20 protein-coding genes and 2 riboswitches are annotated in these 21370 nt (G+C 38.4%); of the genes, 8 read left to right on the top strand and 12 right to left on the bottom strand.

The features are described 5' to 3' along the window. Positions 1–127: 127 nt before the first annotated feature. On the bottom strand, positions 128–1336 hold the full coding sequence (locus H4J67_RS04630; RefSeq protein WP_182203015.1) for a lytic murein transglycosylase: 1209 nt from the start codon (positions 1334–1336) through the stop codon (positions 128–130). A gap of 152 nt (positions 1337–1488) precedes the next feature. Between H4J67_RS04630 and H4J67_RS04625 the strand changes: the two genes are divergently transcribed. Continuing rightward, positions 1489–1815 carry a DUF6172 family protein gene (locus tag H4J67_RS04625; protein WP_182175858.1) on the top strand — a complete coding sequence of 109 codons (327 nt, stop codon included), beginning with the start codon at positions 1489–1491 and terminating at the stop codon, positions 1813–1815. Positions 1816–1839: 24 nt separating this feature from the next. After that, a complete protein-coding gene (locus H4J67_RS04620) occupies positions 1840–2697 on the top strand; it encodes a PA4780 family RIO1-like protein kinase (RefSeq protein WP_182203013.1) in 858 nt (285 codons plus the stop codon). Between the two features lie 10 nt (positions 2698–2707). Here H4J67_RS04620 and H4J67_RS04615 read toward each other — a convergent pair whose 3' ends face one another. The 3 genes from H4J67_RS04615 to H4J67_RS04605 all read right to left on the bottom strand — a co-directional run bounded on the left by H4J67_RS04615 (position 2708) and on the right by H4J67_RS04605 (position 4434). Next, entirely contained in the window at positions 2708–3484 is a 777-nt protein-coding gene (locus tag H4J67_RS04615) for a pseudouridine synthase (RefSeq protein WP_182175860.1), read from the bottom strand. 89 nt (positions 3485–3573) lie between these two features. Then, positions 3574–3969 carry a hypothetical protein gene (locus tag H4J67_RS04610; RefSeq protein ID WP_182175861.1) on the bottom strand — a complete coding sequence of 132 codons (396 nt, stop codon included), beginning with the start codon at positions 3967–3969 and terminating at the stop codon, positions 3574–3576. A gap of 108 nt (positions 3970–4077) precedes the next feature. Continuing rightward, the gene (locus tag H4J67_RS04605; RefSeq protein ID WP_182175862.1) at positions 4078–4434 is read right to left on the bottom strand and encodes a hypothetical protein; all 357 of its coding nucleotides are present in this window, start codon (positions 4432–4434) and stop codon (positions 4078–4080) included. Between the two features lie 365 nt (positions 4435–4799). Between H4J67_RS04605 and H4J67_RS04600 the strand changes: the two genes are divergently transcribed. The 6 genes from H4J67_RS04600 (at position 4800) to H4J67_RS04575 (ending at position 12895) form a co-directional block, all read left to right on the top strand. After that, positions 4800–6287, top strand: coding sequence for a cell wall metabolism sensor histidine kinase WalK (locus tag H4J67_RS04600; protein ID WP_182175863.1), 1488 nt, complete (start codon positions 4800–4802; stop codon positions 6285–6287). After that, a complete protein-coding gene (locus H4J67_RS04595; protein WP_182203011.1) occupies positions 6287–6874 on the top strand; it encodes a hypothetical protein in 588 nt (195 codons plus the stop codon). The genes H4J67_RS04600 and H4J67_RS04595 overlap by 1 nt, the downstream gene beginning before the upstream one ends. Positions 6875–6876: 2 nt before the next feature. Beyond that, on the top strand, positions 6877–8286 hold the full coding sequence (locus H4J67_RS04590) for a sigma 54-interacting transcriptional regulator (RefSeq protein WP_182175865.1): 1410 nt from the start codon (positions 6877–6879) through the stop codon (positions 8284–8286). 17 nt (positions 8287–8303) lie between these two features. Then, entirely contained in the window at positions 8304–8750 is a 447-nt protein-coding gene (locus H4J67_RS04585) for a MarR family winged helix-turn-helix transcriptional regulator (protein ID WP_182175866.1), read from the top strand. Between the two features lie 395 nt (positions 8751–9145). Then, positions 9146–9317, top strand: a riboswitch (cobalamin riboswitch). A 29-nt stretch (positions 9318–9346) separates the two neighbouring features. Continuing rightward, on the top strand, positions 9347–11410 hold the full coding sequence (locus tag H4J67_RS04580) for a TonB-dependent receptor (protein ID WP_259368493.1): 2064 nt from the start codon (positions 9347–9349) through the stop codon (positions 11408–11410). Further along, the gene (locus H4J67_RS04575; RefSeq protein WP_182203010.1) at positions 11411–12895 is read left to right on the top strand and encodes a cadherin repeat domain-containing protein; all 1485 of its coding nucleotides are present in this window, start codon (positions 11411–11413) and stop codon (positions 12893–12895) included. 532 nt (positions 12896–13427) lie between these two features. On the opposite strand, the gene H4J67_RS04570 is transcribed toward H4J67_RS04575, so the two are convergent. The 8 genes from H4J67_RS04570 to H4J67_RS04535 form a co-directional block, all read right to left on the bottom strand. Beyond that, on the bottom strand, positions 13428–14267 hold the full coding sequence (locus H4J67_RS04570) for a cobalamin-binding protein (protein ID WP_182175868.1): 840 nt from the start codon (positions 14265–14267) through the stop codon (positions 13428–13430). 41 nt (positions 14268–14308) lie between these two features. Next, positions 14309–15805 carry a cobyric acid synthase gene (locus tag H4J67_RS04565; RefSeq protein ID WP_182203008.1) on the bottom strand — a complete coding sequence of 499 codons (1497 nt, stop codon included), beginning with the start codon at positions 15803–15805 and terminating at the stop codon, positions 14309–14311. Continuing rightward, positions 15805–16407: a bifunctional adenosylcobinamide kinase/adenosylcobinamide-phosphate guanylyltransferase gene (gene cobU, locus H4J67_RS04560; protein ID WP_182203006.1), complete on the bottom strand. Its 603-nt coding sequence runs from the start codon at positions 16405–16407 to the stop codon at positions 15805–15807. The genes H4J67_RS04565 and cobU overlap by 1 nt, the downstream gene beginning before the upstream one ends. Beyond that, entirely contained in the window at positions 16404–17240 is an 837-nt protein-coding gene (locus H4J67_RS04555) for an adenosylcobinamide-GDP ribazoletransferase (RefSeq protein WP_182175871.1), read from the bottom strand. The genes cobU and H4J67_RS04555 overlap by 4 nt, the downstream gene beginning before the upstream one ends. Further along, the gene (gene cobT / locus H4J67_RS04550) at positions 17241–18323 is read right to left on the bottom strand and encodes a nicotinate-nucleotide--dimethylbenzimidazole phosphoribosyltransferase (RefSeq protein WP_182203004.1); all 1083 of its coding nucleotides are present in this window, start codon (positions 18321–18323) and stop codon (positions 17241–17243) included. An 11-nt stretch (positions 18324–18334) separates the two neighbouring features. After that, positions 18335–19354: an iron ABC transporter permease gene (locus H4J67_RS04545; protein WP_182203002.1), complete on the bottom strand. Its 1020-nt coding sequence runs from the start codon at positions 19352–19354 to the stop codon at positions 18335–18337. Next, the gene (locus H4J67_RS04540; RefSeq protein ID WP_220463317.1) at positions 19347–20210 is read right to left on the bottom strand and encodes an ABC transporter ATP-binding protein; all 864 of its coding nucleotides are present in this window, start codon (positions 20208–20210) and stop codon (positions 19347–19349) included. The genes H4J67_RS04545 and H4J67_RS04540 overlap by 8 nt, the downstream gene beginning before the upstream one ends. Positions 20211–20355: 145 nt before the next feature. After that, positions 20356–20505: riboswitch (cobalamin riboswitch) on the bottom strand. 72 nt (positions 20506–20577) lie between these two features. Beyond that, complete coding sequence (locus tag H4J67_RS04535; protein ID WP_182175874.1) at positions 20578–21189, bottom strand: histidine phosphatase family protein; 612 nt, start codon at positions 21187–21189, stop codon at positions 20578–20580. Positions 21190–21370: the final 181 nt, after the last annotated feature.

Here is a 21370-nt window from a genome sequence, read left to right as displayed (position 1 = left end):
TTAACACTTCCCTTTTCTTCGGCGCCATCTTTTCAATTGGCGCATATAAGCATCTTTATAGGACTTAACCAGAAAGTACTCACTCAATTATATAACTATAAATATCTTATCTAAGAGATAAAAAGAGTTATCCTTGAATACCTGCTTTTATTAATACCGCACTATTGGGGAAACCGTCGGCGATTAAATCATGTTGTAATTGATATAAACGAATAGCTTTACGACTTTTTGGTCCCCAAATACCATCAGGTTTTCCAACGTCAAAACCTAACATATTAAGCTTTTCCTGAAGGGCTTGTAGTTCAGCAGGCTTGTATAATACCTCCTTATCATGAGCACTGACCTTTAAGCCGCTAGCCCCTTGAATACGGTTAGCTAACAAGCCAACAGAAAGCGCATAATTCTCAGACAAATTCCACTTCATAATAACGTTAAAATTAGGGTAAACTAAAAATGCAGGTCCACCAGCGCCAGCAGGTAAGACTAATTCAGCATCTATTTTATAATCAGATAAAGCAGTACCATTAGCACGTGTTACGCCTAAAGCTTTAAAGGTTGCTAAGGGATAGAACTGATCAAACTCGACTTGTTGAAAAGCAAAGTTTTTTGGCAGCTGTACTTGACGACCCCAACGCTCTTTTTCTAACCAGCCAATGTTATTTAAGTAATTAGCCGCACTCGTTAACGCATCGGCTTCACTTTGCCAAACATCTACTTTACCGTCATCATCGCCGTCTAATGCATACTTTCTCAATGCTGAGGGCATAAACTGCATATGCCCCATGGCTCCAGCCCAAGAACCAGCGAGTTGCTTGGTGGTGACCGTTTTATTATCGATCAAATGAAACAGATCAAATAATTCAGCGGTAAAGTATTCACTCCGTCGCTCATCACAGGCCAATGTGGCTAAAGAGTTTAACACCGACATTTTTCCTTTGTTTCTACCAAAGTTAGTTTCTAAGCCCCAAAAAGACACCAAGTACTGTGCAGGAATGCCGTATTTTTTAGACAATTTATCAAACAGCTCTTTATGCTCCGCTAATTTCTTTCTACCGATTTGGATATGATAATTAGTTAAGCGTAATTTTAAATAATCAGCAAAGCTTTGACTAAATTCAGGTTGGTGTTGATCGAGTTCAATCACGCGTTTGATCGGCGCAAGCGCTGGAATAATGTCATTAACAATATAACCTGAATAACCAGCAGATTCGGCCTTAACCTGCAAATTATTGATACATTGTGTAAAATTGTTATCACCCGTAGCATTCACGACTAAGGGCAATGTTGTTAACGAAGCAAAAACTAACTGGGAGAAACGTTTAATAACGGATGACATAACAGAAAAACCTTATAAAAAATTGAATAAAACATCGAAAAATATAACCAAGTTCACATTAGCAAATACTAACTGTCGCACCCAAGGAAAAATTAACGTAAAATGCAAATCAAATGTAACAAATTCTCTTAACAATATCATTTAGGAACGTCATGAAAAAAACATTCAACATCACTCACCCAAAAATTAAAGTTGCTCGCTTATTTGAAGGTGTAAAACATGATGTGAAAAAATACATAAAAAGAGAAAGAAACAAAAAGCTGCCTGCTGGCGTTGATTTTTGGGATTTTGACTCTAAATACGGTATCACCGAAGCAGACGCAGAAGTTGTACATTTATCTGCACTCAATAAACATATCGACGAAGCTGAAAAGCTTGGCTTAACTTCATTCTATGTAGAGATCGTCGTAAAAGAAGGTTTCCGTTCAGTAAAACCGCTTGGTGATGACGAAGACTTCGACGAACTTGACGAAGAATAACTTCAAAGCCGATTTAATTAAATAATGAAAATACCTAAAAGACTACAACCCCTGGTTGACGATGGACTGGTTGACGAAGTAATCAGTCAATTAATGAGTGGCAAAGAAGCAACTGTATATATGGTACGTTGTGGCGATGATATTCGCTGCGCCAAAGTATATAAAGAAGCCAATAAACGCAGTTTCAAAAAAGCCGCTCAATACCAAGAAGGGCGAAAAAGCCGTAATAGCCGTCGCGCACGCGCGATGGAAAAAGGCTCAAAGTATGGCAGAAAACAACAAGAAGATGCTTGGCAGAATGCCGAAGTTGAAGCCCTTTATACGTTAGCTGCTGCTGGTGTTCGAGTGCCTCAGCCATTTGGTTGTTTTGAAAGTGTGTTGTTAATGGAACTGATCACCGACGGTGAAGGCGATGTTGCGCCGCGCTTAAATGACATAATATTGCCACGTGAACACGCCATTGAAGACCACCTTATCATGATGAATTATGTAAAGATCATGCTTTGCGAGGGTATCATTCATGGTGATTTATCAGAATTTAATGTCCTAGTTGACGAATATGGTCCTGTTATTATTGACTTACCACAGGCAGTAGATGCCTCAGCCAACAATAATGCCAAAAGCATGTTACTGCGCGATGTTGAAAATATTACTGATTATTATGCTCAATTTGCCCCAGAATTAGCAAAAAGTAAATATGCTCAAGAAATGTGGGCCTTATATGAAAAAGCAGAATTAACACCAGAAACCGAGTTAACAGGCCTATTTAAGGAAAACACAAAATCGGCTAATGTTGATACAATATTAGAAGAAATAAAAGCAGCATTTGCTGAAGAACAGGAACGATTAGAGCGTATTAGTGATGCAGATGAGTTAGATTAATCTATTCTTATCAGTTAGTCACAGTCGTTGTAAAAATACCAAGTACTTCATCATCCGTTAGAAATCGACTTTGACCTATAGGTAGATTTTCATCCAAGAACAAGTTTCCGATGGCTTGTCGATGCAAGCCTATAACGGGATTACGAAACCGACCAAACATCCGCTTAATTTGGTGATAACGCCCTTCAGTTAATTTAACTTCAGCAATATATTGATTAGTCTGTTGGGCAGCAGTATTACTCATAATTGTTAATTTTGCTGGCTTAGTAGTGATATTTTCAAATTCAAAATACATCCCTTGTGCAAAAGCTGACTGATAGTCATCTGTTAACGGGTTTTGTAAAGTGACTTGATAGCACTTTTCTACTTTATGCTCTGGGGACATAAGTCGTTCTGACCAACGACTGTCGTTGGTCAGTAACAGTAACCCGGAAGTATTTAAATCGAGTCGACCAACAATATGTAAGTTGTCTTTTTCTTCGTTACCACTGTTACTAAATAAGTTTTGCTCGACAAGTAGGTCTATGACTGTTTTGTGTTGTTTATCTATCGTTGCACTGACTACACCAATAGGTTTATTAAGCATTATATAGAGCGCACGATTATCTTGTAAAATGTGACCATCTAGAGTTATTTTTGAAAACTTATCAATTCGTTGGCCAATATCATCTGCAATAATAGTATCTACCGCTATACGCTTTTTCGCTAACATTAAGCGCACAGCTCTGCGACTAACGTTGCAATGTTGACTAATGAAACGGTCGAGACGAGCAGTACTTAATGACATAAATAGGCATTCATTTTATCTGGGGATTAAGAATTATTGGTATTTTAGCGGCTTTTGATTCGAAAGATAGCGCAAACCTGCAGATTAGGTTAACGAACCAGTTTAAGTATTGTTGTCTGCTTAACCGCTTCAACTTTAGCTTCAACTTTAGCTTCAAATTTAATCGGTTTAATATCAGCACGTTCAGCACTGAGTTTGTTATTCTTAAAGCGGTCGAAATGAGCTTGTTTAACTTTCATTTGCTGACAAAATTGATGAAAAGCTGCGTAATCTTTTCGATTAAATTTTTCATTCTCTCGTGTTAACAAACCATCTATGTAAGCGTTATCTCCATTTACTGTTAAATTAGCGATCGCCGTGTAGGGTTTACCATATTCATCAACACGTATAGCTCGTACCGTTTTTACTTCAAAAATCCAATCATCAACTTGCACAAATCGAGGCATTGACTTTATAGGGACACCGTCAGTAGGTTTATTGCTCATAATATTTTTCGACTGCGTATTAACTAATAAAAAAGTCCAACTGTTTATTGTTAACAGTTGGAAATTTGCGACTATAATCCTAGAGAGGCGCGGCTTATTTCTCAACCATTAATTGTTGACTTTTAGAGCCACAAGGTAGGTTTTTAGCTCGCTGGCACTGATTTCAGTGTCGGAATTTTTATCGATGTCTTTAAAATGCTTAACTAATTTTTCATCTTTGCTCGCAATAACTTCTGCTTCATTAAGCAAACCATTTTTATCTTCATCAAACTGAGTCAGTATGGCCGGTGTACTTTTTGCTACATTGTCTACCGACAACATTTTAGTTGCCACAGGTTTAATTCCTGCTTGTTCAGCAATAGGAATATCCAGGCTTGCAACTTTATCTCCTGCGTTGACAAAATACGAAGCTAAGGCACAAGTACCAACAAGTAGAGTCACTTTTGTTAAGCTAATAGAATTCATTTTAATTCCTTTATTTATAGAGTTCATCGGGTTATTTTAATGATTGTAATAATATCATCAACGATAATGCAGGAATCGAACCAAAAACATAAAGCACTGATTTAATTAAATTAATGATAAAGCCAAAATAACTAAGCTGCCTAAAGTGTCGCCATTAAGCAACAGATAAAACAGCCAGAAAAAAAGTTAAAAAACAAAATCGTTAATAATTCAGAAAATAACCGATGTAAAACAGTGACTAACTTATAAAAGTAATAACAAAAAACATTCTAGTATCATCTAAAGTACTGTCTCAAATAAGCGACATGCTTGTTTTTTATCTTAATAAAACTAAAATACACTCCTGATCAATACTTGTGATATCTATGAAAAAATTTAGCTTGTCCGAACTTTTTGCAATAAATTTGTATTCGATTAGAAAACTAAGCATTTTAGGTTTTACTTTTGTTGCGTTTCCGCTAGTCATAGCGTTAATTTATAGCGCAAATCAAGTCACTGAGCTTTCTCAACAAAGTACATCGGCTATCTTTAATGTTGCTGAACTCGTTAAAACAAACCGTCAAATTAACTTTACCTTAGCTAAAATGGAACGCAGTGCTGGGCAATTTATTATTCTAAAAGATCAAGATTTATTGAGTGCTTATTTAAAAGACGAAGAAGTTATCTTAAAAACCATGGCGAGTAATAACCTCTTTAAAAGCAACCCAAGCTTACGCTTGCTCAACATAAGCTTTTCTCAAGCGATTGAGTACCTGCATAGCTACTTAACGCGGCACCCTCTAGAAGAATCGTCATTAACATCGTTACAAGAACAATTTACCCAACTAGTTTCGATACGAAAAATAATAGCCGAACAAAGTAATAACTTACTCATTTTACAAGTAGAACAGGTTAAGGATTCAGCCAACGGTGTTAGACACGATATGCTGAAAAGCTTACTTATCATTCCCTTTACTTTACTTATCGCCGCAATTTTTATCTATTTAATCACTAAACCGCTCAAGCAATTACTCAGTAAAATACATCATTTAGCATTAGGAGAGTTTGAAAAAAAGGTCACTTTACATGGCTCGCCTGAGATGACAGAAATTGCTGACGCCTTGGAAGTGATGCGCAAGCGCTTACATGCTCTGGAATTACAAAAATCGAGTTTTATTCGTCATATTTCCCATGAACTAAAAACGCCACTTGCCGCCATTAGAGAGGGAACAGAATTACTGTACGATAACAGTGTCGGTGAGTTAAACGCTGAGCAGCAAGAAATATCTAACATTATCCGTAGCAGTGTTACCCGCTTGCAACGTTTAATTGAAGACTTGCTTGACTTTAATATTGTGCTCGACTCGACCAGTTTGCAAGATACTGAAATTGTTGATTTATCATTTTTAGTTGATCAGGTATTACAGCAAAGAACTTTAGATATTAAACAGAAAAACTTAACCATTGACTATAAAAACTACGCAATACAACTCAAGGTCAATGCCAAACAATTAAGTGTTATTTTAGATAACCTATTATCCAATGCGATAAAATACTCGCACGAAAATAATGTTATTAACATTAACTGTTCACTTGATAATAGTCTGTTGTCGATAACCGTTATTGACCAAGGTCGCGGAATAGCCAGTAGCCAAAAAGAAAAAATATTTGATGCTTTTTATCAAGGAACACCGGCAAAAAATGCCAAAATAAAAGGTAGTGGTTTAGGTTTAACCATAGTAAAAGAATTACTGATGCGCTTAAATGGCACAATTAACATAACCAGTAGTACAGGTAAAAATAGTGGCACTGCGATGACAATAACGTTGCCTAATGCTTTTCTAACAAAAACAACGAGTGGAGTATCAGTGTAATGTTATGTTCATTTTATAGAATACTCAGTGTTAGTTTTTTACTGTTATTACTGCCCGCATTAACGGGTTGTCAGTTACTGAATACCGACAATAAAAGCCATCATATTAAGAGTGTCCCCCCTGATTATACAAAATATTATTTGTCTTTAGTCGAGTTAAACAAAGCACAAATTGCCGATAAAATACATCAACATCAATTAGTCTCGTTAGCCGAGAGCGTTTTAATCAAACAAGATGAAAGTAACAGTGCTGAAACTATTGAATGGCAGTTAAAATCAGCACTGTTTTTTGCTCTACCTCATTCACCGGTTCACAATCCGTTCACCGCGAAAAGTAAATTAAATCAGCTGTCGTTTATTACCCTGAGTAAAAATAATCTAAGCCAAAGTGACTTTGCCTTTTTTAGTATGTTAAAAACACAACTCAATCAGCAGATATTACAACTTAATGAACTATCGCAAGAAAAAAAGGCGCGACAGCTCATTAAGCAAGCCTATCAATTTCAACAGCAACAATTAGAAGTGTTACAGCAGCAAATAAATCAGCTGAGAAAAATAGAACATAATATTAATGAGCATGGGCAGTAAAGATGACGGTTTCAACAAATAGCAAAAAATTCGATCAGCAAAAAAGTGAAAAAATACTACTTGTTGATGACGATCCCAGTTTATTAAGATTGCTTGATATTCGCCTATCCGCTGCCGGTTATCAAATAGAGTCAGCAAACAGTGCTAAAATGGCTTTAGGTATTTTAGAAACATTTCATCCGCAATTAGTGATCAGCGATTTACGTATGGAAGGTATGGATGGAATGGCATTATTTGAAAAAATCCGTCAGCAACAGCCTAATTTACCCGTTATCATTATGACCGCACACGGCACGATACCCGATGCTATTAGTGCGACTAAGCAAGGCGTATTTAGTTTTTTAACCAAACCTTTTGAAAGCCAAGAATTACTCTCTACCGTGCAAGAAGCCATTCGCTTACAACCACAAAATAGCGCTCATAATACCGACAAAAAAGCCGATATTTGGCGCAAGAAAATAATTAGCCGAAGTGCCGTTATGTCTTCGTTGTTAAAGCAAACTTATCAAGTTGCTCAAAGTGACTTTAGTTTATTGATCCATAGTCCCAGTGGTACAGGTAAAGAACTCCTGGCAAAAGCCGTGCATTTAGCAAGTAAGCGTCATGATAAAAAATTTACGGCGATTAATTGTGCCGCAATACCTGAACAATTACTCGAGTCGGAGTTATTTGGACACTGTAAAGGTGCTTTTACCGGCGCAGATAAAAATCATCAAGGGCTTTTCCAATCAACCCATGGTGGTACGTTATTTCTTGATGAAGTTGGCGACATGCCGATGAGTTTTCAAGTTAAATTATTACGGGCCTTACAAGAAAAAGAGGTGCGCCCAGTCGGCAGTGCCCAGTCAGTAAAAGTTGATGTGCGTATTATTGCCGCTACCCATAAAAACTTACAACAAGCGATCATAGATAAAAGCTTTCGTGAAGATCTTTACTACCGCTTAAATGTTGTGGAACTCACTTTACCTGCTCTGTCTGAACGACGTGAAGATATTCCTTTGCTCGCCCAGCACTTTTTAACTGTAGCGATTGAAAGTACCAGCCATAGAATAAACGGCTTTAGCCAAGCCGCGATGGAGATTTTAATTAGGGCTGAGTGGCCCGGTAATATTAGACAATTACAAAATGTTGTTGAGCAATGTGTCGCTTTATCTACCGAGCCGTTAATTAGTGAGAGTTTAATTAATAATGCTTTACGTAATGAAAGTGCACAACTGCCTTCTTTTCAAGAAGCGAGAGAGCAATTCGAGCGTGAATACTTAGCAACATTACTAAAAACCACTGAAGGTAATGTTTCACAAGCCGCAAAAATAGCGCAGCGAAACCGAACAGAATTCTATAAACTATTGAAAAAGCATCACTTAAATGCCGAATCATTTCGAGTGGATAACAACATGATTTCACAAGCATAGCCGAGCATAACTAAACAATGAAAAGTTTACACTTAAGCAACTTTTTTCCTTATCAGCTAACGCAACTACAAGTAAAAGTGAGTGATAACATTGCTGACATTTACACAGGAAGATTTCAGCTTTCTCGTCAAGAATGGCGAGTGCTAGCCAGCTTGGGCAACGGAGAGTTATTATCTGCAAAGCAAATAGGCGAACAAACTAACTTAGAAAAAATGCCGGCGAGTCGTGCAATAACAAGCATGCAAACTCAAGGGTTATTGGTTAAAAACACAGATAAATCCGATAAACGCTCTTCGCTATTAAAACTAACCACGCAAGGTTTGGCTATATATCAACAGTTAATACCTATGGTGCTAGCTCGTGAGCAAGAGCTATTATCGGTATTAAGTGCTGAAGAAAAAAATCAGCTAGCTAATATTATTGAAAAATTAACCTTAAAATCAGTAGATATAGCGAATAAATAATAATGACTATTGTCGCTGATAATGACTAGCCAAACTCACCATTAAACAGCCTAGGTGAAATTAGCAGACAATAAATGCCTACCGTAGAGCTTAGGTTTTATTGGCTGTTATTGAACGACTCGAGATTAATTAAAAAGAATAAATTGCCGTCACTAAAGTGTCAGTAACGTCAAAGAATGCCTCACCAGATCATCGTTAATACCATCAGATAAAATAGTCTGGCAACAAAGTTTTTCTGATGATAGGTCATGGTTTACCTCTTAACTCAAAGGGCCAGATCAAAATAAAGCGTAAATGACGTTGCTTTAAACACGTCGAACGATTAAAGCTAACTAGCCATGAACTATAGATTTAATGCCCTAACTGTTGACAAGCTATATTAATAGTCTCAAAATAACGACCATAATTGATTAGGTGCTCAATATTTATACTTTAACAAGGTATGAATTAGAGATAATCGGGAAGTTAGTACATGCTATGCATAATTCTGACGCTGCCCCCGCAACGGTAATACTTTACGCGATGTAAAGTTAAGCCCGGAGACCGGCCTAAATAATATCGAATGACTTGCAGTGCGGTGGGCGCTACGGAATTTAATGACATTAGCAATGGCTAGTTGTCACGATCCTTCCGTACCTCCCTCAAAATTTTTTGAGGTTATTATTTTTTCTTATTTACGAAGTATCTTTGTTCTTTTACTCATAGCGATGCCTGTATTTGCGCAATTAGAAGACGTGTCAACTGATGATATAGAAGTCATTGAAATTGTTAATGACCAGTCATTTAATACACCCAATTATCAAGTATTACATCGCGAAAGCTTTATATACTCATCGCAAACTCTCGCCGATATTTTACAGTCGATAAATGGCATTCAAATTCGCCAAATAAGTGGCATTGGTAATCCTGTCTCTGTTTCAATTAGAGGGTCGAGTAGTAAACAGGTACAACTTTATATTGATGGTCAACTTATTAACGATAGCCAGTTTGGTGGTTTTGATTTAAACCAGATACCCACTGAACAAATTGAAAGTATTGAAATCAGTAAAAATCAAGCGATTGGTACCGGCGCTACCCCTATAGGTGGTGTTATTCGCATTAACACTTACAACCCCACCGAAGACTCGAGTAAATTAACCTTGGCCACAGGCTCATTTGGCTATCAAGAAGTTAATGCGCTTTATAATAAAGCATTTAAAACTCATAGCTTGTCTTTTGGTGGTCATTATATTAACAGTGACAACGATTACGATTTTATAGTTCCAGCGGGCTTTAGTCGTAGTGATACGTCTGATAGACAAGCATTAAGAAATAATGAATTTACAAAAAAGTCTTTTTTTATAAACGACATATTCCAATTTAATCAACATCAGATCAGAGTCAATGTACAATATAACGATCAAGAAAAAGCACTGCCGAATTACCAAAACAACTCCCCTGAAAACAATTCAACGTTAAACTCTGACAACTTACGCTATAGCTATCAACATCAATGGTTAAGCAAATCACCTTGGTTAAATTCGATTGAATTTGAAGCCTACGCTGAAAATAAAGATGAGCGTTATATTTCAAGTCCCGACTCGATAAAACTTGATATTAATGATTATGAAACAACAAAAAAACATATCGGCTTTAAACCTTACCTTACATGGAACGAGTTTAATCTAGTGCCATTTGTCAGTTTTAATAAACAGAATTTCAGCTCTGTTAGCGAACACAACGGAAAACCAACACAATGTAATGGTATAGCGTCATGTGATATTTCAGCAAAACAAGAACAACTCAACATAGGCTCTCGCATTGAGTGGCAACCCGAGGCACTCCCTATAGAAGCGTATGCATTGTTGAGTAACCTACAAGAGAAAAACTCAAACATAGCGATTAATCAATCCAGTGCAGCTAAGTTTGTAGCCAATGATAATTATCAGACAACTGAAGTCGGGTTAAGCTTTAAGCAAGGTAATTTAAAAGTTACTAGTAACTTAAGTAATGGTGTGAGAACGCCGACATTGTACGAATTATTTGGTGATAGAGGCTCCTTTAAGGGTAATGATAATTTATTGCCAGAAGAAGCAAAAACACTCTCAATAGGTGGACAGTACCTTTACAAAAGTCTGTCTGTATCTTCATCTATTTACCAACAAAAATTAGAAAATTCAATTGTCGCCATTTTTAACTCAAGTAATGTCGGTAGCTATAGAAATGTCAGCAATGCAGACTTGTTAGGCATTGAAATTCAAACAAATTATCAATTGTTAACGCAATTATCCTTCGCGCTACAAGCCAATATTATAGACAGTGAAACCACATCAAAATTTGTCGCATTTAATAATAAGAAACTACCTGGTATATATCATCAGCAGTACAGCATAGCGTTGAAATACAAGGTGAATTCTGCATGGAACATGTCATTTAAAGTAAGTAAAGATAAAGACTTGTACTTCAATCTCATTAACAGAATTGAAAATAATAACGGTCATGTAGGTAATGGTAATCCAGCCAATCGCACCGTATCAGATTTTTCAGTCAACTGGAAAAAAGGCAAACATAGAATATCTTTTGCCGCCAATAATTTATTTAACGATAAATACCAAGATCTTGCGAATAGAACATCGCAAGGTCGCAGCTTAAAAATAAAATACACAATTAAAGGATTTTAAATGTTAACTCGCTTTAAAAAACACATATTACCATTAAGTTTAGTACTCGGCACAGTTGCTCTTGCTGGCTGTGGCGGAAGTTCAAAAAGTAATGTCGCACCCATAGTTACTGGCGCAAGTAGCCCAACGATAGAAGAAAACACAACGTCTGTTGGCACCTATAGTGCTACTGATGCCGATGGAGACGCTATAGTACTTTCACTTACAGGTGATTCAGGTGCTTTATTTAGCATCACACAAAGTGGTGAATTAAGCTTTATAGATGCTCCTGATTTTGACAACGGTGAAGTCGGTCCTTTTGCCGTCACAATTGTTGCAACGGATGACAGTAAAAAGAACTTAACGGGTGAATTGGCTATTCAAGTGAGTGTCGGTGATGTGAAAGACACACCATCATTCGCGGTTGTTCAAACAGTTGCACCTGATTTTTCAGGCTCTGAAGTTGTGACCTTAGACCCAATTACAGAGCAAGTCACTAAAGGCTATTATATTAAAGATGCCTCTGACTATACTGTTCGTAGCTATAATAAAGACGTTTTTCACATTGGCCGTTATAACATTGATTCTATCTCAAAATATAATGCTGATGCCCTTGATACAGAAGTTTGGTCATATACAACCCAAGATACCGGTGATTCAAATACTCGTAATCCCTATGACTTAGTGTCAGTCAATGAAAGCAAAGCTTATCTTTTACGTTACGGTTCAGACAAAGTTTGGATTGTTAATCCTCAGGCAACACAATTTGAAGATTTCAAATTGGGTCAATTAGATCTATCTAGCTACATCGCTGATAACAATAGTAATGGCACACCAAACCCTGCCTCAGCAACAATTGCTGATGGTAAGCTGTTCATTGCTATGCAACGTTTATCTGACTCTTTTTCACCAAACAAAGCTTATGTAGCCGTTTTTGATACCGCGACAGACCAAGAGATTGAAACAAATGCTGATGCAAATGATAATCTTAAAGGTATTCCGCTTCAAGGCTTAAACCCACTGAATCATAGTATAGTGAGTCAAGGAGATACAGTTTATGTCACAACACGTAACTCATATAGCAGTGCTGATTTAACCTCTAGTCGCATCGAAGCGATAGCGACAAGTGATTATAACTTGAGTAGTGTTTTGTCTGCTGCAGATATTGAAAATAATACCGGTGCTTTTATTGGTTCAAGCGTAGTTGTATCCGAAACAAAAGGCTATTTTGTTGCCAGTGAAACATTTTTTACGCCAAGTTATTATGAACTTTCAACAGTATATACCTTCAACCCAACAACGGGTGTTATTGCTAATGAAAAGATAGCCGCTACGGGTACTGAACAAATTAGCTATATTGCTTTAGATGCTGCAAACTTTCTTTGGCTTAGCGTAAGCAATCCAGAGAAGCCAGGCGTTGATGTTATAAATACTGAAACTAACCTTAAAGCATTTCCAAGACTTGCAACAGAATTAAACCCATCTGCCATTGCCTTTATTGAATAAGATTCGCTTAAAGGTAAGACATTAAGAAGTAATTTGATTTAGGGCACATATTTATGTGCCCTTTTTGTATTTTTACTCTGTGCTATATTAAGTGTGGGTTAACGCGCAATATTAACGGATTTAATTGCATTCACCCACTACTACGAGAACGACCTTATTTAACGTTATATCAAGTGTCTCTTGCTGTTAGCCTGCCAATAACCTGTTGAACCTTATAATACAGTCATAAAAATTACGTCTACAGCACTAATGCAGTAGCTAAACTCAGCAGGTATTTTTTGTTGTATTACTGTGACATTTAAGATGAATAACCCGCGGTGATATTACTCAGTAGCTCGATGTATTATGAAAAGTGTAATTCATCAGACCTAGTCGTGTAATGACAGCATAGTGGACTTAAATTAAGGTCAGTAATAAGCATGACTTTCCCTGCTAATTACCATTGCTGGGGCTGCGCAAAATTATCATTGGCTTAGCCTTTAATTTACTGAGCTGATAGATAAATTATTAATCAGCTCAGTAAATTGAACCACTATCTTTGCTGATCAATTTTTTCACACATATCTGCAACACCACTTAACATTCGGGTACTGAATCTATGCAATAAATCTGCATCAACGTGAATAAACTTATTGTTTTTCACCGCGGGTATTTCTGGCCATTTTTGCCAGTCAATAATGGGTTGTGGTTTATCTGAATTTTCATCCGGTAAAATCATTAAGTGCGGCTGGGCTACAATAACGTTTTCCGTGCTTATCTTTGGGTAAGGCGTCGGGTTGTCTTTAAAAACATTCACCCCCTGACACACTTCAATTAATTGATTTATCCAGGTTGTGCCATTAATGGTCATCATTGGCTCTGACCACAGTTGATAAAAAACGGGGATAGCTTGCTTAGTTTTATTATCGAGCCGTAATTTTTTTAAACGTTGTTCATAAGCTAACGCGACACTTTCTGCTTGCTGTTGATGCCCAGTTAAACCGCCAAAATAACGTAATTCAGTGGCAACATCAGCAATATCTAGCGGATTACTAAAAACAATTTTTAGTCCTAAACGTTTCATTTTATCAATGTCACTTTGCGAGTTGCCTGACTTCCAAACAATAACTAAATCAGGATTCAATGCCAGTAATTTTTCTATTTGCATGCCGTGATAGCTGCCAACACGTGGAATATCTAGCGCCGCTTTAGGATAATCGGAATAGGCAACCGCACCGACTATTTTATCGCCAGCACCAATATCAAATAACATTTCAACAATATGTGGTGCTAAGGCAACGATGCGCTTTGCCGATTGCTCAGCAAAACTTTTACTGGGTATGACTATCAGTAATAAGCTTATTACGGCGAAGGATATAAATTTTTTTGTCATTCTATTAAGCCTTTTACTTTTTAAGAGGCGCTTTTCAAGCACTAGGGTGTGGTCGTTTTGCTGTTGTTAATAATATCTTCAATCGCTGATATTTTTAAGTATTGCTGGCAAACATTAGCCAAACGTTCAAGCTGTTGCTCTCGGTGTTCATCAAGATTAATCGTCTGCTGGATATCATTGTTACTGTCTAACCAGTCAACTAATAATTGTGTCGCAGCCCCTTCATCAAAAATACCATGTAGATAAGTGCCCGCTATTTGATTATCATTTGAAACACAACCATCGCTGGTCTGATTGTCACTTTTATTGAGCAACAGAGGCACAGGGGTTTTATTATCAATAGCCGTCATGGTAGAAACACCACAATGAATTTCATAACCTTTGACCTGACAACTTTTACTGCCCAAGGTCATAGTGGCAGAGACTTGAGCTAATTTTTTTTCTGCGGTTAATTCAGTGGTAAGTTCGAGTAAACCTAAGCCGGTTATCGTCTCAATCGTTGACTCAACACCTTCAGGATCGTTGATAGTTTGCCCAAGCATTTGATAGCCACCACAAATACCAAACACTTTACCGCCGTAGCGCAAATGACGTTCTATATCGCTTTGCCAATCTTGGTCTTTAAGAAATTGCAGATCAAAAATAACATTTTTACTGCCGGGTAAAATCACTAAGTCACAATTGTTTATCCGCTCGCCCATTTTAACATAGCGTAAATTTATTTCCGGGTTCAAGCGTAACGTATCAAAGTCGGTATGGTTACTTATGTGCGGTAATAACGGTACAACAATATTTATTTTGGCTTGTTCAACCTTATTTTCAATCGCAACGGCATCTTCGGCGTCAAGCGCTAAGTCGTGTAAATAAGGTAATACCCCCAATACTGGCTTACCCGTTTTCTCTTCTAACCAATCAAGTCCAGACGTTAACAAGTTAATGTCTCCACGAAAGCGATTAATAATAAAACCTTCCACGCGGTTTTGCTCTGAAGGTGATAATAGCTCGAGTGTTCCCACTAAGTGAGCAAAAACACCCCCCCGATCGATATCAGCAACGAGGATCACTGGACAATCAACGGCTTCGGCATAGCCCATATTAGCAATATCATTAGCGCGTAAATTTATCTCTGCGGGGCTACCAGCCCCTTCAACCATTAGCAGCTGAAACTCTTTCGCTAAACGGTGATGTGATTCAAGGACAGCGTCCATCGCTACTTTTTTATAGTCGTGGTAGCTGGTCGCCTCCATATTTGATATGGCTCGACCATGAACAATCACTTGTGCACCTGTATCGCTATTAGGTTTAAGTAATATCGGATTAAAATCAACACGTGGGGCAATCTTTGCGGCAACCGCTTGCAGTGCTTGCGCCCGACCAATTTCACCACCATCACTAGTAACAGCACTATTTAAAGCCATATTTTGTGGCTTAAACGGTGCAACTTTATAACCTAAATTTACAAATACTCGGCATAAACCAGCAACCAAAGTACTCTTTCCAGCGTCAGAGGTGGTGCCTTGCACCATTAATGTTTTCATTAGTTTTGTTGTTCCGATATTTGACTAATCAACGCGTCACTTTTTAATGTCAGTGGTAATCCAGCAATGACAAAATCGACTTGCTTAGCTAATGTCGCCAGTTTTTGATGCAGCCAACCCGCTTGGTCGACAAATTGTCGCGACAGCTCGCCCATAGGCACAATGCCATGCCCAACCTCATTACTAACAAAAATAAGTTTTTTTGATTGATAAGTGCTGGTATCACTAATAAAAAGCGTTATAAATTCGATAAACAGTGACTTTTGTTGGCGATAAAACTCGCTATCTTGATGGCACAAACAATTACTGAGCCACAGTGTTAAGCAATCAACCAGCACACAATCACTGCTTTGTAATGCTTGTTGAAGTGCCTCAGCTAAATACAAAGGCGACTCAAGCAGTTGCCAATGTTGAGGACGCTCGTCTTGGTGCTGTAAAATACGTGCGCTCATTTCTTCATCATGGGCTTGTGCTGTAGCGAGATAACATATCGTTAGCCCGGCTAACTCAGCCTGTTTGGCAATACTTTCGGCGAGGCTCGACTTTCCTGAGCGTGCGCCGCCTAAAATTAAATGAAGTGTATTGGCATCACTAATTTTCATAGGCCTGCCTCCGTCAAAAATGTTGTCGCAGGAGATGCCAAGACCAGTAAAATAATATAAACCGCCACTTCTAAAATTTGTTGCGCCGCTCCTAAACAATCACCAGTAAAACCGCCTAGTTGACGATTAAACCAAAATATTAATAAAAGACGCATTACCCATAAGCCCCCTATTAGTGCTAAACAATGCAATGCTGGTAATAAGCTAAATATCACCAACGCTGCGGTGATTAATAAGATTAACAAGCCTTTTAGAGATAAATGCTGCGCTAAAGGTTTAACTTTTGATTGTGCATCTTCGCTGACATAAGCCATGCTAAAGATTAAACTGGTACTGACGGCCCTGCTTAAGGTATGCGCTATAATCAATGCCACAGAAAGTGCTAATAAAGGATTGCTGCTATGGCTACTTAATAACACTAAACTCTGATATTTGATCATTAAAATGAAAAACAAGCTGGCTGCGCCATAAGTCCCTAAACGGCTATCTTTCATAATGTTTAGCTTTTGTTCAACAGTCCAACCACCACCGAAGCCATCCCAAACATCAGCCCAACCATCTTCGTGAAAAGCGCCGGTAAGCAATAAGCTCACTGCCATAGAAATGAGTACCGCTAAAGAAATGGGTAAAAAGCTCGCCAACAATACTAAAGTAGAGGCGGTGATCACACCAATAAATAAACCAATTAAGGCAAAATATCGGCTCGCTTGATGGAGCATTTCAGGTTTTACCACCTCAGGTAAACGCACCGGTATACGAGTAAAAAAACTTAAAGCAAGTAACAACAAATAGTATTGTTGTTGGCATTGTTGCCAGCGTGTTTGCTTAGTCATTTAATCTTCAGCTTTGTTAGTGTTAGCACCCGTAACATCAGTCACTTGCGCCTGAGTAAAGCTTGCCATATCATTATAAAAAGCCGCAGCTGCCTGAATTAATGGCAGTGCTAATGCAGCGCCTGTGCCTTCCCCTAAGCGTAAGCCTAAATTTAATAGCGGCTTAACCTGCAAATGGCTAAGCATCTTTTGATGACCTTGCTCACCCGAGCAATGAGCAAAAATCATATAATCTTTAACGTTTTTATTAATGCTGATAGCGAGCATAGCGGCGGCAGTACAAATAAAACCGTCAACAACAACAAGCATTTCTTGTTCGGCCGCTGCTAACATAGCGGCGGTAATTTGTACGATTTCAAAACCGCCTAAAGACGCTAAAATTTCTTTAGGGCTGTTTAGATTTCCTTGATGAAGCACTAATGCTTGCTCAATGACCTGTTGTTTTATTTTTACTATTTCATCACTAACGCCAGTACCTCGACCAACACATTCACTGGCTGGAATAGCCATAACAGCCGCCATAATAGCTGCGGCAGAAGTGGTGTTACCAATACCCATTTCACCAAAAGCAATTAAGTTACAGCCTTTTTCATGAACTGATTTGACCAAAGCAGTCGCTTTTTCAAAACCAAGTTCAACTTGCGCTAGACTCATCGCTGATGCGATATTTAACGGTGCCGTGATATTACCTAAACGTTGATTGATAACGCCTGAACAATTATCAATTGGCGATAAAATCCCCGTATCTACCACACTTAGCTGCCAACCAAGCTGCTTACAAAAGACATTGATCGCCGCGCCACCGCTGGCAAAATTAGCAACCATTTGTGAGGTCACTTCACTCGGTGCAATAGACACACCTTGCGCTGCAACACCGTGATCACCAGCAAATATAAATAAACTAGGATGTTTAATACTCAATGATTGTTGGTCAGTATTTACTGTTGATAACTGCACCGCGGCAATAATTTTAGCGGTATCTTCTAGTTGGCCTAATGCGCCGAGTGGTTTAGTTTTTCCATCGATAGTCGACTGGATCTGTTGATTAAACACATCAGTTACTTTTTTAATAGCAAAGTTCATCAATAGCTCCTTTAAGCTTTATTTTTGCGAAAGTACAACAAGGATAAAAAGAATAAGCTCCCCAAAGCAGAAGTGATAACACCTACGGGTAGCTCTTGGTTTTCTAATACAACTCTCGATAATACATCCACCCAAATCATAAAAACACCCCCGACTAAAGCCGTTAACATAATGCCAAAAACAGTACCTTGAGAAACAAAAAATCGTACAATATGGGGTATCATCAAGCCAACAAAGCCTATACCGCCGCACAAAGAGACTAACGTTGCGGTGATCAGTGAACTCAGTACCAACATCACTAAGCGAAAGCGATTAACATTAATACCTAAGGTTGTCGCACTTTCATCGCCTAACAACATTGCATTCAGCTGGCGTCGATACGCTAACATCATAATGACACAGCTAATAATAACGACCGCGGGAAACCATAAGATTGACCATTGCGCACGCGAAAAACTGCCCATAGTCCAAAATAATATCGCAGTAACCGCTTGTGGATCGGTATGATAAAGTAACAAGCTAGTAAACGAGCTAAACAAAAACGATAATGCTACGCCAGCCAATAGCATAGATTCAACTTGTTGACTTTGCCGACGACCAGAGATCATTAGCAACATTAGCATCGCCACTAAACTGCCCGCAAAAGCCGCAACAGGTGTTACAACAGAAATAGTGCTGCCCAGTAAAACAATAGATATAACGACTCCTAAAGAAGCCCCTGAAGAAATACCAAAAAGATAAGGGTCGGCTAAGGGGTTTCGCGTTACCGTTTGTAAAATCAGCCCAGAAACCGCTAAGCCACACCCCGCTAAAAACGCTAAAATAGCGCGTGGCATGCGTAATTCCCAAATAATACGCTCATAAAAAATCACCTCACTAGCGTCTTTATCTGCGGATAAACTAGCCAGTAGACTCGTAGTAACATCGCTAAAACTGATATCTGCCGCACCTAAAGATAACGACGCAATAAAGCTGATAACACCAAAAGCTAAGGTCAGAAAAATAATCCCCGAATGATTGACCTTAAACATGAGGTAACGCTCTACTTTCTGCCGTTTTGTCTTGAGTATCGTAGCCATAAAAATAAGAAATATGAGGAACCTTATGTTGTGGATGAAGAGAGACTTGCGCGCAAACACCAAATACATTTGATAACATCTCAGAGGTGATCACAGCTTGTGGTGACCCTTGCTCAACCAGTTTGCCTTTATCTAACACCAGCAGTTGATCGCACATCGCACTGGCAAGGTTTAAGTCATGAAAAGACGCAATAACCGTGATGCCTAGCGATTTAGCTAATTCAATAACCTGAATTTGGTAGCGAACATCAAGATGACTGGTTGGCTCGTCCATAATAAGTAAGCTGGGCGTTTGTACGATAGCACGAGCTATAAGTGCGCGTTGTTTTTCTCCACCAGATAAATGTTCAAAATTTTGTAAATTTTTATCCACTAAGCCAACCTGCTTAATAGCACGGTCTATCTTGAGTCGGTCGCTGGCTTGTTCACGGGTAAATAGACCTTTGTGTGGCAATAAACCGAGCGCAACAACGTCATGAACAGTTAAGTTAAAATGGGTGGGTGTTTCTTGTAAAACTACAGCGATATCTTGCGCATATTGATAGGCGTCGTACTTTTGCCAAATATCTTTTTGATTAAATTTTACCAAACCAGAATCGGGTTTTACATAACGATATAAGCAGCGAAGTAAGCTAGACTTTCCTGCTCCATTAGGCCCTAAAATACCAGTAAAACTGCCTTTTTCAATGGTGAAAGAAATATCATCTAAAATAAGCTGGCTGTCGGCATGCCAAGAAAGGTGCTGCACTGAAAGCAATGCGGTATTAGCGGTATTTATTGATGAGGATTGATCCTTGCGACTATTCAAAAATTGCTACTCACATACTGTTGACACTTAAGGAGCGGCAAACAGAGCACAATCAATCTCTTAGTTTATTAAAAATGCAAGAGTCGATAATACAATGTTCGAGTAAACCCGCTCGACTTTGTTGGTTATGCCTGTCATTTTGATAGGCAAATGACTCTAAATTAATGGGTATCCTGACTTAAGCTTTATGGTTATTAACTACCACTAAAAGGCTTTTACAGTTGCGGGTACAGTTGCGGTTTTTCACCACATTCCCACATTAAAAATGAGTTATATAATTTTGTGTGGAGATTATCGTCTGCTCACTAAAAATAGCAAGTTTTAATTGCCAATAACACCGAACTCATTGACTTATCAAGGTAACTTATCACCACACTATTTTTGGCCAATCAACGCCACTATCATCAGTATAAATATTAACTTTAACTAGCCCCGCATAAGGAATATCAATATGACTCATATGAACCGTGCCTGGCATAGGCAAATTAAGTACGCGCGCAATTAAGTGTTTGATAACACCGCCATGCGCAACCACTAAGGTATTCCCCTCGGGTGCGTCTGCGAGCCATTCTTGCCACCAAGTATCGACACGCTTGGCAAAATCAGCCATAGCTTCACCATTAGGCACAGCATGCTGCCAAGGATTTTGCCAAAAATCACCCAGTGAAGGCTGCACAGCACTGGCTTTTATCTGCCACAAGGCTTGATAGGTTTGCCCATCCCAATCACCAAAATTCATTTCTTTAAGGTTATCGCTTAATTGAAGATTAATGCTGTATTTTAATGAGTATGCTTTGGCAAACACCTGACAACGTTGCAGAGGCGAACTGATACAAAAGGATATCTCAGGTAATTTTTGGCTAACGTCCCACAGCTGTTGCAAGCCATTTTCAGAAAGTGCGACATCTGTTTTACCGGCTAAAATACCCGGTGTAGCAATTTCACCATGGCGCAATAAATATAAAGTCCGCTGTAGCAAAGCATTACCTCTTAATATATATAGTGTAAAAAAGCATAGCGTAACCTTAAATTCAATATTGCGTAAGTACTATGACAAATAGCCGTGCACTTATAAGCGACAGCATGCGCGTCAATGTTGTTCACTTTAGCAAAATGAGCACTTAACTACCTCCCCATTTAGCCTCACGTTTACCAAAAAA

Origin of the sequence: Colwellia sp. BRX10-4 (assembly GCF_014077465.1) — a bacterium.
Classification (GTDB): Bacteria; Pseudomonadota; Gammaproteobacteria; order Enterobacterales; family Alteromonadaceae; genus Colwellia_A.
Note: the sequence above shows the minus strand (reverse complement) of the source record. Positions and strands in the feature narration are given on the sequence as shown.